The sequence below is a fragment of the Cohnella thailandensis genome (genome assembly GCF_014212135.1).
GTDB lineage: Bacteria > Bacillota > Bacilli > Paenibacillales > Paenibacillaceae > Cohnella > Cohnella thailandensis.
Genome location: NZ_JACJVQ010000005.1, coordinates 153,647 through 167,720, shown reverse-complemented (window position 1 = coordinate 167,720; position 14,074 = coordinate 153,647). Strand labels below are relative to the sequence as shown.

Below are 14,074 nucleotides of genomic sequence, written 5' to 3'. Positions count from 1 at the left end.
TCCGTTGTGCATGTTTTCCGTGTATCCGGTTCTTCCCCTGGATTCGCTACCCGTTATTGACTTTTTTCAACGCCAGCCGGTCCCCGCACCCTCAGACGCCGTTATTGCACATTGTTCAATAAATCCCTCGGCCTCCCAGCCCACCTGCCTTACTTCTCCGAAGCTGTCAGAAAGCAAAAAAACTGCCCCGCAAGGTCCTAAGACCTTACGAAGCAGCTTTTGTCGCTTACGAGCTACCGTTACGCTTCTCGATTACAGATAGGAACAGACGTAGTCGGTCGTTTGCTCGATCTTCAGCTTGAACTTGGAGTCGGCCGGGACCGTGAACTCGCCCGTTCCGGAGATCGAGATCCACTCTTCGCTGCCCGGCAGTTGAACCGTCAGCTTGCCGGCAAGGATCTCCATCAGCTCGGCTTGGCCGGTGCCGAATTCGTATTCGCCCGGCAGCATGATGCCGAGAGTTTTGCGGGTGCCGTCCGCGAACAGAACCGTGCGGCTGGTTACCTTGCCATCGAAGTAAATGTTGGCTTGCTTAACGACGGATACTTGATCGAATTGTTGCGACATACGCGGATTTCCTCCCCAGGTCTAAAAAAGCAGCTTAGATCAACTTCTTGAATTGCTCGACGACGTTCTCGACGGTAAAGCCGTATTCCTTGATGACGCGGTCGCCTGGAGCGGAAGCTCCGAACGTATCGATGCCGAGAATCGCGCCTTCGTCGCCTACGAAGCGATCCCAGCCGAACGGATGAGCCATCTCGATCGCGAGGCGAGCCTTGATCGACTTCGGAATGACGCTGTCCTTGTACTCCTTGGATTGCTTGTCGAACAAATCCCAGCTCGGCAGGCTGACAACGCGAACGTGAATGCCTTGCTCGGCCAGCGCCTTCTGCGATGCGACAGCCAGTTGAACCTCGGAGCCGGTCGCGATCAGGATGCCTTGCGGCGCTCCGTTCGCGGCTTCGGAGATCACGTAGCCGCCCTTCTTGATCGCTTCGCGTGCGTTCTCTTGCGTGCCCGGCAGAACCGGCAGGTTCTGGCGAGTCAGCACGAGGGCGACCGGATTGTCGTTGTTCTCGACCGCGTAAGCCCATGCCGCGGAGGTCTCGTTCGCGTCCGCCGGACGGATCACCGTCAGGCCCGGAATGACGCGGATCGAAGCGAGCTGTTCGATCGGCTCGTGCGTAGGACCGTCTTCGCCGACGGCGATCGAGTCGTGAGTCAGAACGTAAACGACCGGTTGCTTCATCAGAGCGGCCAGGCGAACGGCCGGACGCAGGTAGTCTGTGAACACGAAGAACGTGCCGCCGAAGATTTTAACGCCGCCGTGGAGGGAAGCGCCGTTCATGGCGGCAGCCATCGCGAACTCGCGGATGCCGTAATAAACGTTGCGGCCTTCGTACTGGCCGGCCTTGAATTGCGGCAGACCCTTCAGGTGGGTCATCGTGGAGCTCTCCAGGTCGGCGGAGCCGCCCAACAGATGAGGAACGTTCTTCGCCAGGCCGTTCAGCGCGTTGCCGGAAGCGACGCGAGTGGACAGCGGCTTGTCTTCCGTCGAATAAGATGGAAGGTCCGCGTCCCAGCCGGCCGGAAGGAAACGGCCGACCGCGTTGTTGAATTGAGCGGCCAGGTCCGGATAAGCCGCTTGGTACTTCGCGAACAGCGCATCCCAAGCCGCGTTAGCTTCTTCGCCTTGCTTCTTCACTTCCGCGAAGTGAGCGCGAACTTCTTCCGGCACGTGGAAGTCTTCGCCTTCCCACTCGTAGAAGCTCTTCGTCAGCTTCGCTTCTTCGGCGCCCAGCGGGGAACCGTGAGGACCGGCGTGGCCGCCCTTGCCGCCCTTGTTCGGGGAACCGTAGCCGATGACCGTCTTCACTTCGATCAGGGTCGGCTTGTTCTTCTCGGCTTGCGCTTCCGCGATCGCCTTAGCCAGCGCGTTCAGGTCATTGCCGTCTTCGACGCGAATGACTTGCCAGTTATACCCTTCGAAGCGCTTAGCCACGTTCTCGGAGAAGGACAAGTTCAATTCGCCGTCGAGGGAGATATCGTTCGAATCGTACAGCATGATCAGCTTGCCGAGCTTCAGGTGACCTGCCATCGAAGCCGCTTCGTTCGAGATGCCTTCGGACAGGTCGCCGTCTCCGCAGATTCCGTACGTGAAGTGGTTGATCAGGTCGTAGCCTTCGCGGTTGTAGGTCGCGCCCAGGTGCGCTTCCGCCATCGCCATGCCGACCGCCATGCCGAAGCCTTGTCCGAGCGGTCCCGTCGTCGCGTCGACGCCGGCCGTGTGGCCGAACTCCGGATGCCCCGGAGTCAGGGAGCCCCATTGGCGGAAGTTCTTGATCTCTTCAAGAGGCAGATCGTATCCGCTCAGGTGAAGCAGCGAGTAGAGCAGCATCGAGCCGTGTCCGGCGGACAGCACGAACCGGTCGCGGTTGATCCATTCCGGATTCGAAGGGTTGTGCGTCATCGTCTTGGCGAATAGCTGGTACCCCATCGGAGCCGCGCCCATCGGCATGCCCGGGTGACCGGACTTCGCCTTCTCGATGGCGTCGATCGAGAGGGTACGGATGGTCGTTACGGCTAATTGTTCAATCGTTTTCGAGCTTGCAGTCATGAATCTTGTCCTCCTCCATCTTTTGCAACGCGGGTTTAGCTGTTTTTTCTCTTTGTGTGCAGAGCTTATGATAAAACATCTCGCCGACTCTGGTGCTCATCGGAGATGCCTTATATCGTTCCTGTTTTGATCCTGCCTATTGTACCACGACGCCCCCGACTTTTCCATTACTTGTACGGACAAGTGGGAGATCATGGAACTATTCGAACACGACGGTCTTATTGCGGAAAACGACCAATCGGTCCTCGACATGCCAACGAACGGCCCGCGCCAGAACGATTCTTTCGATGTGTCGCCCGATGCGCTTCAGCTCGTTCACGTTGTCCCGATGGCTGACCCTTTGAACGTCCTGTTCGATGATCGGACCGGCGTCCAGCTCCTCCGTCACGTAATGGGCGGTCGCGCCGATCAGCTTCACGCCCCGATCGTAAGCGCGATTGTACGGCTTAGCCCCGACGAACGCGGGCAGGAAGGAGTGGTGAATGTTGATGATCCGGTTGGGGAAGCGCTCGATGAACTTCGGAGTCACGATCTGCATGTAGCGGGCCAGCACGATCAGATCGACCTTGCCTTCGGTCAGCTCCAGCTGCTTGCGTTCCGCCTCGGCCTTCGTATCCGGCGTCACCGGAATATAGTGGAAGGGAAGTCCGATCGATTCGACAAAAGCGCGGCTGTCCTCATGGTTGCTGATCACCATCGTGATGTCCGCGTCGAGATCCCCCGATTGCCACTGCCATAGCAGCTCCAGCAGGCAATGGTCCTCCTTGGAGACGAACACCGCGATGCGCTTGCGGCGGCTCGCCCGGTAGACGCTCCAGCGCATATCGAACCGGTCGGCCACCCGGGTGAAATCCTCTTGCAGCGAAGCGAGCCTGCTCTCCAGGTTCTCCAGGTCGAATTCGACCCGCATAAAGAACATGCCGCCCTCCGGATCCATCGTGTACTGGTCGGACGAGACGATATTGGTCCCCTGGTCGAAAAGGAACTGCGATACCGTCGATACGATTCCCGCGCGATCCGGACAAGAGATCAGCATGCGAGCGCGGTTCGCCTTATCGGCGAAGTCGCGCGGGTTTATTGGCTTATTCGAACTCATTCTTGACTTCTTCCTCTCGGATATACCAGATTACAGCTTGGCCAGCACATCTTTGCCGGCCAGGGCGACGGTCAAACGCTGGTTCACTTGCTCTTCCGAATAATCGGCGGACAGGACGGAATTCGCCAGCAAGAGGTCGTAGAGACGGTCCATCGGCTCGCGCGGGTCGGCTTTCTTCGCTTTGGCATCGTTCTTCAGCAGCTCCCATGTATCCAGAACGTACAGCCGGGGAACGATGACCTCCTTCTCGAAGAAGTAGTGAATGCGCTCGACGTCTTCCAGGAACTCGCCGCCGAATCTCTCCTCCACGTCCCCTCGCAGCAGCGCGATCTCCGCTTCGTACATCGGCCTTTCTTTTTGACCGATCCATGGGGTTTCCAAAATAAACGGACGGCCTTGGAGCGCCTCGTGATGAACGACGTTATGAATCCCTTCGAAGCCGATATAGCCGGAGCCGATCGGAGAGTGACGGTCCTTCGCCGCTCCTCGCGGGTTCTTGCTGTCGTTCACGTGGACGACCGCCACGCGGTCCAGTCCGACGATCTGGTCGAAGAGCTTCAGGACGCCGTCGATGTCGTTCACGAGGTCGTAGCCGGCATCGTGCATGTGACAGGTATCCATGCAGACGGTCAGGCGATGGTTATCCTCTACCTGATCGATAATGGAGGCGATCTCCTCGAAGCTGCGGCCGATCTCGGTCCCTTTGCCCGCCATCGTCTCGAGCGCGATATTGACCTCGGTCTCCCGCGTTCCGGACAGAACCTCGTTCAGGCCTTCGGCGATTCTGGCGATCCCGTACTCGGGGTCCTTCTCGGTATACGCACCGGGGTGGAGCACGATGTTGCGAACGCCGATCCGGTGGGTCCGGCGAATCTCTTCCTGCAGGAAGGTCACGGCCAGATCGAACGTCGACGCCTTATAAGAACCCAGATTGATGATGTACGGCGCATGGACGACGATCTCCCCGATCCCGTTCTGGGCCATCAATTGTTTGCCTTCGTCTATGAATAGATCCTCGATCGGTTTGCGTCTGGTATTCTGCGGTGCTCCCGTGTAAATCATGAAAGTACTGGATCCGTAAGTCAAAGCTTCCTTCGTCGCGGTCAGCAGTCCTTGGTCCGAGAACGATACGTGCGATCCGATCTTCAGCATGGCTGGCTCCTCTCGATAAGCTTCCCGGAGTCTTGTCCGGGCTTGGCCGAATAAATCCGTATTTAATTGTAACTTGAACATCGAAATAAATCTAGGATTGAAGCCCGTCGGTATGGTAAGGATAGAGAATGCGACCTAAGAAGAGCTCGATTTCATTTGAAAATACGATAGGCATCCTTAAAGCCTTGACGATAAGTCCCTTTCGAGATAAGGGCTACTCGATCGTTGATTAAATCTTCTAATTTATAAATCAACTTCAATTCGGAGGAAACGAACAATTCTTTTATTTCAGCCAATACGGCATTGATTTCATCGTTTATGGCAGAGTGTGAGTCTTCCGCAGCTGAATAAGCCTTTTCGAACGCGCAATCGATCGAGGGCTCCATCCAATTTAATATCTCCATATGTATGCTCCCTTTGGTAAAGAATCGCGATTAAACAACAAGAACACTTTTGAGCCTACGAAGAAAGTCAAATTGAAAACGCTAGGCTTGCAATGTCTGAGGTGCTTTGTCGCTAAAATTAACCCGCCCTTTCGAAGTCGTAAAGTTGGTGCTGGCCCTCCATTTGAAACTCTAAATCATCCTTCTATATATTGGTGGCAATCGTTCGACAAAACCAAACAAAAAAGCCCGAGAACCGAAGTCCTCGGGCTCCTTATTTCTTTATCGCTCGCAATGCGACCGATAGCACTCTCCATCCTTCGGACGTAAACTTCGGTTCGCTGATAAGCCCGTTAAGATTACCGGACCCGAATTCCTTCAGGAACCACGCCGGAGCTTCGATCTTCTTCTCCAGGGCCTCCACCCGGGACGTAAGTTCCTCGAATTCATTTTTTTCCGCTGCTATCATAGGCTGCTCTTCCTCCTCGATAACGGGTTTGTTGATGATCCAAAATTGCCGAGCCTCGTTGCGTATAACCGACTCTTTCGCCCGAACCTTCCCGTCGTCTTTAACCCCCTGGTCGATCAATCCGTCCGAGCCGTATTTCCGGTTATCTTGGTTTGGATCGTATACGTCGAACCATCCCCCTCCGATGCCGACGAGCAGAATGTAATGACCGCCAGCCGTGAAATGCCCGGATCGCATCGAGGCCACGACTAGGGCTCCTGTAGCGAGCGCTGCTTTTACGGTTTCCATCGTTCCCGTCTGTTCGCACGCAAGACCGTATTTCTTGGCTGCCGCGGCGAAGTAGGTCCATTTCGTCCCTTGATCGTCCGTTCGAAAATCATTGTCTACCGCAAACTTGGCCGCCTCCGTAGGGAGGATCGATTTGCCTAGAAGCGAACTCGCTGCCATCGCGAAGCACGTGGGCCCGCATGCGGATGTTCCGATAGTCTGTGTCGGGTCGTTGCGGTTCGTGTATGGCGTGTTTTTCCAGCGGAGATCTTCTTGGCTGTAGTAGACTTTAGCCATTCTTCCCCTCCCCCTTAATATTGGCAGCTCTCTCTGCTTTGGCCTTAATCTCGGAGGCAACGTAATTGAGGACAGACTTAGGAATCCATTTATCCCAACCAGCTCGAGCGCAATTGGCCGTCATGCTCTCCCAACTATGGTAGGCAAGCATCAGCGTTAGTCCGTAGAAAGCGACGCCGGGCTGATCAATAAAAAAGATTGTTGAAGCCATTTTGTCCAGCAGCATCCCAATAAAGGGGATGAAGGCGAGGAATATCGTCCGGAGCACTCCCGTTTGGCCATATTCGCTGCGATAAGATTCAGTCTTCTTTGCTGCAGTTATTCCTGCTAACCAGTCTGCCGCTACGATCGCAATGAAAAAAAGATATGCCCAGAACTTACCGCTGGATGTAACATATTCGATGATCGGAGAAATGAATGCCCCCATGGTTGCGATCACTCCGTTCATTGGCTTGGCTAATGTATCGAGGCTCATTAGTGACTTAATAAAGCGTTGCATGGTTTCCCTCCTGAAAATAAAGAGGCCGGACCATCGGCCGACCTCAAATTCCCAAACGTTTGCGATTATGCAGCGAGCGGCTTTCCGTATGTTCCGAGACCAAGGGCTTCCAGTTCGTCTTTTACTTCCGGTCGCAAGTTGACAGGAACCTGATTGAAAGATTTGTAGACTTTAACAATCAGAGTTGTGTATATTTTGACCACGGTGACTTCCCCTCTCAGGAAATAAAGAAAGAGCCAGATCACGGCTCCCCTAAACATTGTTTATCAAAGCTTGTACTTCCGCTCGAATGACTTGCGGAACATCCTCGATGGTTTTAAGTCCTTTTCTAATCAGCGTTGCATATACCTGAATCATGCTGCACCTCCTGTTGCTTGGCTGGCTTCCAGTTGAGCGATCTTCGCTTGCAACTGCTCAATGACTGCTTGTTGCAGCATAGCCAGTTCGTAAACCTCCGTAAGCCCCAGCATAGCCGTGATATTCTGCTCCTCCTGTGTAGCGCTGGCCGAGAGTTGCTGCTCGTAGGCGTCAGCGACACCAAGTAACGCCGCGTCGGTATTCGTTTCAAGCGTCTGGAGGCGTTCTTCCTCCAGTTCCTCCGGAGTCTTAGGAATCGGTAGTGCCTGATAGGCTTCCCATGCGGCTTGAAGCTCCTGCTCGGTCGGCTGCGGGACGTCGTTTCCGTTCGCATCTTTCACGTTCCAAGTTGCGATATATGGCACGCTGGGGAGCCATTCAAACTCTACGCCCTCGGTCATCTCGCTTGGGTTTTTCTTCCGATATTCGAAGTGAACGCCCTCGATCCAGTCTTCCGGATCTGCCCCCTCGGCATCGGGTAGAAGCACCTGCTTCGTAGGATGCTCGTCCACTATTAGGTGAAACATTGGGCCGTCGTCTTTCGCTATGAAGTCGTAAAGCGGATTCGCTTGCGGATAAAGATACATGATTGCTAGTGCTAGGTTCATCTCTTAAGCACCTCCTGTCTAGGCGATTCGAACAACTTCGAAAAAGCCTGTTGTTCCATCTTGATAACTAGGCAGGGTGCTTCCTAGTTGATGAATCAGATAAATTTCCAAGAAGTCCCCTGCGAGAAGCCGTATGGTTCCTGATCCTGCAATTGTTACTGCACCAGAAGAGCCGGGACGCATATGATTTAATGTTCGATCGGCAGAGTTGTTCAAAAATATTTTTAGAACGTACTCCACCCCTGAAACATTCGGTGCTAAACCAATACCGGCATGAACCTGATAAATACCTGCTTGAGGCACTGTAAACCGCGATAGAGTTGCGTCGTAGTTGCCTAAATGATCGTATTCCTCAAAGGCGTACGCCACTTTCGTCCAAGTACCTGTAGGGAAATTTTGAATCGCCGAAACTTTCCCCCTAGCCGCAGGTCTATAATCCCTCGTGTTTTCTCCCCAAGGATTGAGAACACCAAACCCTCGGTTGGCAATACCCCGGTCAATCCAGTCGGCTCCTGTTGCAGTCGGTACGTTTCCGTTTGTGTCAACTCGGCCCCCACTTTGTGCGTATATCGTGCTGGCATTACCCGAACCTGTGCAATTATATCCGTATACATGAGATCCCGGACCTATCGCTCTGAATGCCGCCTGCCTATTACTGATAACACAATTGTCAGCAGTTACGACAGCGTCCTCTGCGGCTTCAAAAGCGAAGTTAGCCGTCGCGCTTACAGTGGTATTGAATTGAACACATCGGACGTAAGACCTAACGGCATATACGTTGTTATTTGTGGAAACATTCGTCATACCTTTGATATTGATATTTATTCTATTATTGATAACTATCCAGCCGTTCATTTTGACGTTTGCTGGGGTTGTCTCATTGCCGACAATCTCAAACCCGCCTTTACCGTGAAACCCATCGATCCATACCTGTTCCGGGTACGTGCCGTCTGCAATATCAATGGTCACGGTATTGTTAACCATTTGGGGAATGGATGCGATTGCACCTGCGATCGTCTTTTTCGCCCCTGCAGCCGTGTTTGCAAACCCTGTGTTAGCGTCGTTTCCATCCGGGCGGACCCAAATAGTAAACGCGTCGGTTGTACGCTTTGGTACCGTTACCACATTGATATCTTCGAATGTCGGACTACTCGTCGTGTTGACAGCCTGATTAAGCCGGCTGTTCACCGTCTCCAGACTTATAGCCGGAGCCGTATGCCAGTCCGCCTTCCCAGTGACCGCTCTGATCATTGCCCCGATCTTCGAGAAAAGGTTCGTCACTGTATCCGTGTCCGTTGTTCCGACCGCTATTGCATCATTAATCGTTCGATTGCCAATCTTGGCGTCTGTGATGCCCCCATCCTTGATCCGGATCGTTTTTCCCGAGAACTCGAGCGTCGTTCCATCTGGAGGAGCTCCCGCTTGAGAGAATGTGAGCGCCGTCGTTCCTACCGTGATTGTCCCCGTTGTCGTAAGTCCCCACGACGTCGTTCCGTTCGCCATCCCCTCGGCTACACGAACAAGCATTCCCGACTTGAGTTTCGCCGCCGTGTCTGCATCGTTGGCCCTAGTCCATGCTGCCGATGCGACCGTGTAGATCCCGTTTTGAGATCCGGTCGTCTGATTCTTAACGAGGACTCGGTCGCCAGCAACGACGGCGATTCCGTCGATCGTTTGCGTTCCGGAGAGCGTGATATTCGCCGTAGTCGCCACACGAACCGGCGTCGGCATGCTTGTCTCATCGACATAACCCTTCGTCGCAGCGTCTGAGTCCGCCAATGGGCCTGCGAATTTCGCACGTCCGGACGAGTCGCGATGTACGAGTCGGCTCGCTGTCGCTGCATCCGTTGATCCGTGGATACTTGCAGCCGTTAAGTTAGAGTGCGTAGTCAAGTTCGTTTGAACCGCATTCGCCTTCGTCGTGGCGTCATTAGCTGCTGTAGTAATAGCAGCATCAACGGTATCTTTACGGGCAATGTCTGCTGCCGCAGAAGGAGCAGCCACTTGCGCTCTTCCAGATGCATCCCTCTGAATAAGCGTGCTGGCGGCCGCGGAAGACGTCGCACCATGAATACCCGTAGTGGCGTCAATATGGGATTTTGCTGACGTTAGCGTTGTTGGTGGTGCAGTCCGCCAAGTCGCCCCGCCAGTAATCGATTTAATCATATTGGCCAGCCAGCCGAACAGCGTCGTAACAGTACCGCTGTCACCGGTAGGAGCCGTCGCGTCGCTAATAGCGCGACTGCCGATGACCGTATCCGTGGCGGATCCTGCCCCACTGCTCTGTACAAAGGTTATGGCCGTCGTACCTAGAGTAACAGCGGATGTGTTGCTCATGTCAAAGGTCTTGCCGCCGCAGACTGTTCCTTCGCGGACGTATACTCTAATGCCGGCCGCGATCTTAGCCGTTGTATCGGCGTCAGCGGCTCGTGTCCAAGTACTTGCTGACGCGACATAGATGCCGTTCTGACTGCCGGTCGTCTGATTCTTGACAAGCACCCGATCCCCTGCCGCCAACGCGACTCCGTCGATCGTCTGGAGTCCTGACAGCGTAATGTTGGCCGTCGTCGCGACGCGCACGGCGCCGTCGACCGATTTGGCTTGGATGGCTCCGTTGAGATCCGCGTAGCCGGCTTTGTCCAGGTCGAGAGTCTTGATTCCTTGCTCGATTCGGTTAAGGTCCGTTTCCGTAACCGTGTCCCCGAATTGCCAGTTTGTTTTGCCGTTGTAGGCCATTATGCCGATACCTCCTCTACGGTTATTGCATGGCGCATGATCGTGTCTTCCACGATCGGCACATTGACCGTTCGGGAGCTGACCACGGCGCCGGTTGATGATTTAAGTTCCATTTTCGAAACCGTGGCAACGGTCCCCATTGGGACGAGATATTCCAGCGTCAACACGTTCTCTGCCGTCTCCTTAAACAGAAAGTTAGAGATCTCAACCGTATCGTTCAGCACGACCTTGACGATCTTCGCGTTCGTATATGCGGTCAATTCGTTCAGGTAGGATTGAGCAATCATAGCGATATTGCCTCCCTTCGAATTGCAAATGGCGTCTTGCCGACTTGCCAGCTTCCCAGTTTAGTCCGTCGTTCAAGTCCGATCGCGAAAGCCCGATCCGAGATCCCCAGCCTTTCTGCCACGAAGGTCTTAGGTTGATAAATCAAATTCGCCGGCCGGAGCAGATTGACCGTGTACTCGATTTCTCGCAGCACGGCCGCATTCTCAACTCCGACACTGATTCCGAGCACATAGCTGATCGGATCGACTTCGACAAGCACGAGTCCAGGCACACCGGCAATAAAATCGAGCTTTTGCTGAAGATACCTCTCGGTAAAAGGCGGCTTGGTCGTATATCGGTTGATGATGCGCGTTCTTCTGAAATTTAATGTCTCTGCCGTAGGATCGGCGACGATCTCCAGCATGCGCTCCCGTCGCCTCACCGCCTCCTCCGAGCTGGTCAGAACGAATTGATCGTCGAAGAGTCGAATAACCGCCTTCTCCAGAGCAGCCAGTTCTGCATCCTCCGTCTCGGTCAGCTCGACAAATTCTGTTATATCCCGGTAAAACGTCGGGAGAAAAGTCATCAACGGCTCACTCAAGAAGCGTCACCGTCCCCGGCATCGGAATTTGTTCGTTGGTCAGCGTTATGTTGGCGGCCGAGCCATTAAGCGTGGTCCCCGATACGTCGGCAATGCCTTCCACGCCGAGCATTCGGGCTTCCATGGGCGAAATTCGGACAATCGTCTGGTCTACCGATGACCAGGATTTGCGCAGGGATAGCAGATACTCTTCTACTGCCGCTTCCAAGGATTCGCGAACCTGTCCGATCGTAAAGCCGCTCTGCAGTGTCACGGTTGTCGAGACATTAACGGTAACCGGCGCCGCGCCGACAACGGTCACGCGATGGCCGATGGGCGCCATGCCTATTCCTTCTCCGCTATTAACCACGGGATCCATTACGGTCTGAACCTCGTTTACGAGAGCCGACGGGGGTGCGGCGTAATTGCTGTCCAAGATCGTTAGTTTAACTGTTCCTCCGCCCGCCCAAGCCGGGAACACCTTAACCCCGCCTACGCCGTTCAGATCGCCGACCTTCTGCAGGTAGTCACCAACGTTGCCGCCGAACGGCTGCGCGTTGATCTCTGTCAGGAAGCGCGCCCGCAGCGATTCATCCGTCTCTTCATCGGCACCGGGTATGCGAACGTCCGCCAGTTCCCCGCGCGCTAGTCCTTCGACGTAATCGATCGGCAATAAGGGACCGAAATATTGGTTGCCGATAACCCCGGTCGATTCGCAAGTCAACTCGTATTTCCCGAGCGACAATCGACTGGAGACGGCATAATTGACGCCGGATATCGAGAAGCGGGTGCCGACGGCCACATCCATCAACGCGTGGCTAGCGTCATAAAACAATCCCAAACGCTTCGCCGCCGTTGCCGCCTTGCGAATCGTTCCGTGTTCCGCCGTACGCCTGGTCAAAAACTCTCCGCTTGCCGTATCCGCAAAGGACAAGTTGTAATTGATGTCTATCTCGGCATACATTTGCGCAAGCTCTAATGCGGCCGGCGCAAGAGCGTCGAAGATGACCGAGCCTTCTCGTTTGTCGATGTCATTCGGAACCCTGGCCAACATTCTCTGGAGAATCGTCTCGTACGTCTGCGCCTCATACATTTACCATCACCCCTTCCTTAAATGAACCTTGATCCGTAACGACGGTAAAAGTCGCTAACGCACCATCTCCGCTGTCCGTAATCGACATATCGGTTATTTCTCTTATGCGGTCATCCTGCAGCAATGCCTCTTTGATCCGTCGACCAAGCTCGGAACGTACGACTCCCGGCGATCCTCCTAATAGCCTTGTCGCCTCGGAGCCATAATCGGCGCTGTAAATCATGTAGTCATACCGCTGGGTGCTCAGGATTTTGAGGACGGCTTGCCGCACCGCATCGATGCCGTCGATCGTGCCGCGTGCGCGCTGCTTGTCCAAATCGAGACGGTACGTTTTGCTTGGCGGACGGAGCTCCTGCAGTTGGTCAGAGCCAATCTGCCCCCCTGTCGGAATCATGTCTCCACCGCCCTGTCCAAGATCAGATATTGGTTGCCGCCCTGTACTCGCAGCAGAATAAGCTTATCGCCCGTCTCCAGCCGTTTGCGAATGAGCAGCTCCTCGATTTTGTACTCGGTCAACGACTCGGGCACGATCAAAAAATCCGCCATGAGCGTAAACCGTTGATCGACGGTTACCTCAAGCGGATCTATTTTGACCACTGTCCCCGTTAGGATGGCAACAGGCTGCGAAGCCCCTACCGCTCCCGCACCTGCTTGTTTAATTACTTGCAGCAATCGGCTCATGATATCACCTTCAACGTCAGCGACATCGTATGGTCGCCATCGAATTTATGATTGCACTCGTCGACCAGCATCGGTTGATTGATCCCTAAACGCTCGATAAAGATACGGACGTAGCTGCCTGCGCGAACCCGAATATCGCCGATAGCTTCAATTCTTAGGGATTTGGACTCGCGATTCTTGAGCGTAATCAAAGTTTCGAGCATCTGACTGATTTGGGCGGAATTCATGCCTTCGTCAGCCGTCTGATAGAGCTGCAGGCGCCCCCACTTGGCCATATTGGCGCTGTCCTGGGCGAGATAAACGTCGCGCCTGTTCGTCGACTTATTGTCTTGCACGATCTTGATTCGGTTATACGTGTCGCTGTCGATCGATACGGCGTAATCGTAATCGGTCATTAAGCTCTCGTCCCCGAAGTAAAAGTCTGTAAGCGGCTGAGATACGTTCGCGAGAGTCAAGCCTCCGAAGTCATCGTAAAGATAGAAATTGCCGTAACCGTTGATAAGTGTGTAATCAAGCGCCTTGCACATCGTGTCGAGCAGCTTCTGCCCATCGGCTACCAAAGAGGGAATCTTATACTTCGTGTCGGCCAGTTTGCCCAGCTTCAGGCCCGAATCCGTAGCAATCTTTTGAATGATTTCCGTCGCCGTTTTGCCGGTGAAGACATAAGTATCATTGGCCATTAAATAACGGATTTGATCGTACGCTTTGATACGGATTTCCTCGCCTGCGCCATAACCGATCTCAAAAACATAGCCGTAAAAGACATTTGTCTGATCTTTGCGGACTTGGATAATATCGCCGTTCCTAATCGCAAAGCTCTTGTCCCCGTAGAACCTGTTGTTATCGATTAACGTAAACGAAAGAGTTCCTGCCTTGCCGATTCGGGCGGTTTGCCACTGCAGATCGGCGACAATCTCCGAGATGTCCCATACCCTTCCGTTTTTTTTGTCCAGCATCACTTCAAGCTGCATT

General features: G+C 54.1%; 16 protein-coding genes. All 16 read right to left on the bottom strand.

The window, feature by feature from the left end:
- Positions 1-252: 252 nt before the first annotated feature.
- The 16 genes from ppnP to H7B67_RS05550 all read right to left on the bottom strand — a co-directional run bounded on the left by ppnP (position 253) and on the right by H7B67_RS05550 (position 14,073).
- Positions 253-567 (bottom strand): pyrimidine/purine nucleoside phosphorylase, encoded by a 315-nt coding sequence (gene ppnP, locus H7B67_RS05620; RefSeq protein WP_185118815.1) that lies wholly within the window; start codon positions 565-567, stop codon positions 253-255.
- A gap of 34 nt (positions 568-601) precedes the next feature.
- Complete coding sequence (gene tkt, locus H7B67_RS05615) at positions 602-2,617, bottom strand: transketolase (RefSeq protein WP_185118814.1); 2,016 nt, start codon at positions 2,615-2,617, stop codon at positions 602-604.
- A 199-nt stretch (positions 2,618-2,816) separates the two neighbouring features.
- A complete protein-coding gene (gene purU, locus H7B67_RS05610) occupies positions 2,817-3,713 on the bottom strand; it encodes a formyltetrahydrofolate deformylase (RefSeq protein WP_209649190.1) in 897 nt (298 codons plus the stop codon).
- A gap of 30 nt (positions 3,714-3,743) precedes the next feature.
- Positions 3,744-4,865: a deoxyribonuclease IV gene (locus tag H7B67_RS05605; protein WP_185118813.1), complete on the bottom strand. Its 1,122-nt coding sequence runs from the start codon at positions 4,863-4,865 to the stop codon at positions 3,744-3,746.
- Positions 4,866-5,017: 152 nt separating this feature from the next.
- Positions 5,018-5,251: a hypothetical protein gene (locus tag H7B67_RS05600; RefSeq protein ID WP_185118812.1), complete on the bottom strand. Its 234-nt coding sequence runs from the start codon at positions 5,249-5,251 to the stop codon at positions 5,018-5,020.
- Between the two features lie 271 nt (positions 5,252-5,522).
- The gene (locus H7B67_RS05595) at positions 5,523-6,281 is read right to left on the bottom strand and encodes a C39 family peptidase (protein ID WP_185118811.1); all 759 of its coding nucleotides are present in this window, start codon (positions 6,279-6,281) and stop codon (positions 5,523-5,525) included.
- The gene (locus tag H7B67_RS05590; protein WP_185118810.1) at positions 6,274-6,780 is read right to left on the bottom strand and encodes a phage holin family protein; all 507 of its coding nucleotides are present in this window, start codon (positions 6,778-6,780) and stop codon (positions 6,274-6,276) included. The genes H7B67_RS05595 and H7B67_RS05590 overlap by 8 nt, the downstream gene beginning before the upstream one ends.
- A gap of 252 nt (positions 6,781-7,032) precedes the next feature.
- The gene (locus H7B67_RS30630) at positions 7,033-7,137 is read right to left on the bottom strand and encodes a CD1375 family protein (protein WP_209649189.1); all 105 of its coding nucleotides are present in this window, start codon (positions 7,135-7,137) and stop codon (positions 7,033-7,035) included.
- Positions 7,134-7,745: an XkdW family protein gene (locus H7B67_RS05585; protein ID WP_185118809.1), complete on the bottom strand. Its 612-nt coding sequence runs from the start codon at positions 7,743-7,745 to the stop codon at positions 7,134-7,136. Before H7B67_RS05585 ends, H7B67_RS30630 begins: the two co-directional genes overlap by 4 nt.
- Positions 7,746-7,763: 18 nt before the next feature.
- The gene (locus H7B67_RS05580) at positions 7,764-10,481 is read right to left on the bottom strand and encodes an autotransporter outer membrane beta-barrel domain-containing protein (RefSeq protein WP_185118808.1); all 2,718 of its coding nucleotides are present in this window, start codon (positions 10,479-10,481) and stop codon (positions 7,764-7,766) included.
- On the bottom strand, positions 10,481-10,768 hold the full coding sequence (locus H7B67_RS05575; protein ID WP_185118807.1) for a ketopantoate hydroxymethyltransferase: 288 nt from the start codon (positions 10,766-10,768) through the stop codon (positions 10,481-10,483). The genes H7B67_RS05580 and H7B67_RS05575 overlap by 1 nt, the downstream gene beginning before the upstream one ends.
- On the bottom strand, positions 10,765-11,349 hold the full coding sequence (locus H7B67_RS05570; protein WP_185118806.1) for a putative phage tail protein: 585 nt from the start codon (positions 11,347-11,349) through the stop codon (positions 10,765-10,767). The genes H7B67_RS05575 and H7B67_RS05570 overlap by 4 nt, the downstream gene beginning before the upstream one ends.
- Positions 11,342-12,421: a baseplate J/gp47 family protein gene (locus H7B67_RS05565; protein ID WP_185118805.1), complete on the bottom strand. Its 1,080-nt coding sequence runs from the start codon at positions 12,419-12,421 to the stop codon at positions 11,342-11,344. The genes H7B67_RS05570 and H7B67_RS05565 overlap by 8 nt, the downstream gene beginning before the upstream one ends.
- A complete protein-coding gene (locus H7B67_RS05560) occupies positions 12,414-12,815 on the bottom strand; it encodes a DUF2634 domain-containing protein (protein ID WP_185118804.1) in 402 nt (133 codons plus the stop codon). Before H7B67_RS05560 ends, H7B67_RS05565 begins: the two co-directional genes overlap by 8 nt.
- Positions 12,812-13,102 (bottom strand): DUF2577 domain-containing protein, encoded by a 291-nt coding sequence (locus H7B67_RS05555; protein WP_185118803.1) that lies wholly within the window; start codon positions 13,100-13,102, stop codon positions 12,812-12,814. Before H7B67_RS05555 ends, H7B67_RS05560 begins: the two co-directional genes overlap by 4 nt.
- On the bottom strand, positions 13,099-14,073 hold the full coding sequence (locus H7B67_RS05550) for an XkdQ/YqbQ family protein (protein ID WP_185118802.1): 975 nt from the start codon (positions 14,071-14,073) through the stop codon (positions 13,099-13,101). The genes H7B67_RS05555 and H7B67_RS05550 overlap by 4 nt, the downstream gene beginning before the upstream one ends.
- Between the last annotated feature and the right edge of the window lies 1 nt (position 14,074).

Excerpts from the sequence above, each read along its gene's own strand:
- H7B67_RS05565 (WP_185118805.1), bottom strand. The coding sequence starts at position 12,421 with ATGTATGAGGCGCAGACGTACGAGACGATTCTCCAGAGAATGTTGGCC.
- H7B67_RS05585 (WP_185118809.1), bottom strand. The coding sequence starts at position 7,745 with ATGAACCTAGCACTAGCAATCATGTATCTTTATCCGCAAGCGAATCCG.
- H7B67_RS05580 (WP_185118808.1), bottom strand. The coding sequence starts at position 10,481 with ATGGCCTACAACGGCAAAACAAACTGGCAATTCGGGGACACGGTTACG.
- tkt (WP_185118814.1), bottom strand. The coding sequence starts at position 2,617 with ATGACTGCAAGCTCGAAAACGATTGAACAATTAGCCGTAACGACCATC.
- H7B67_RS05605 (WP_185118813.1), bottom strand. The coding sequence starts at position 4,865 with ATGCTGAAGATCGGATCGCACGTATCGTTCTCGGACCAAGGACTGCTG.
- H7B67_RS05560 (WP_185118804.1), bottom strand. The coding sequence starts at position 12,815 with ATGATTCCGACAGGGGGGCAGATTGGCTCTGACCAACTGCAGGAGCTC.
- purU (WP_209649190.1), bottom strand. The coding sequence starts at position 3,713 with ATGAGTTCGAATAAGCCAATAAACCCGCGCGACTTCGCCGATAAGGCG.
- H7B67_RS30630 (WP_209649189.1), bottom strand. The coding sequence starts at position 7,137 with ATGATTCAGGTATATGCAACGCTGATTAGAAAAGGACTTAAAACCATC.
- H7B67_RS05590 (WP_185118810.1), bottom strand. The coding sequence starts at position 6,780 with ATGCAACGCTTTATTAAGTCACTAATGAGCCTCGATACATTAGCCAAG.
- H7B67_RS05555 (WP_185118803.1), bottom strand. The coding sequence starts at position 13,102 with ATGAGCCGATTGCTGCAAGTAATTAAACAAGCAGGTGCGGGAGCGGTA.
- H7B67_RS05600 (WP_185118812.1), bottom strand. The coding sequence starts at position 5,251 with ATGGAGCCCTCGATCGATTGCGCGTTCGAAAAGGCTTATTCAGCTGCG.
- ppnP (WP_185118815.1), bottom strand. The coding sequence starts at position 567 with ATGTCGCAACAATTCGATCAAGTATCCGTCGTTAAGCAAGCCAACATT.
- H7B67_RS05550 (WP_185118802.1), bottom strand. The coding sequence starts at position 14,073 with ATGCAGCTTGAAGTGATGCTGGACAAAAAAAACGGAAGGGTATGGGAC.
- H7B67_RS05595 (WP_185118811.1), bottom strand. The coding sequence starts at position 6,281 with ATGGCTAAAGTCTACTACAGCCAAGAAGATCTCCGCTGGAAAAACACG.
- H7B67_RS05575 (WP_185118807.1), bottom strand. The coding sequence starts at position 10,768 with ATGATTGCTCAATCCTACCTGAACGAATTGACCGCATATACGAACGCG.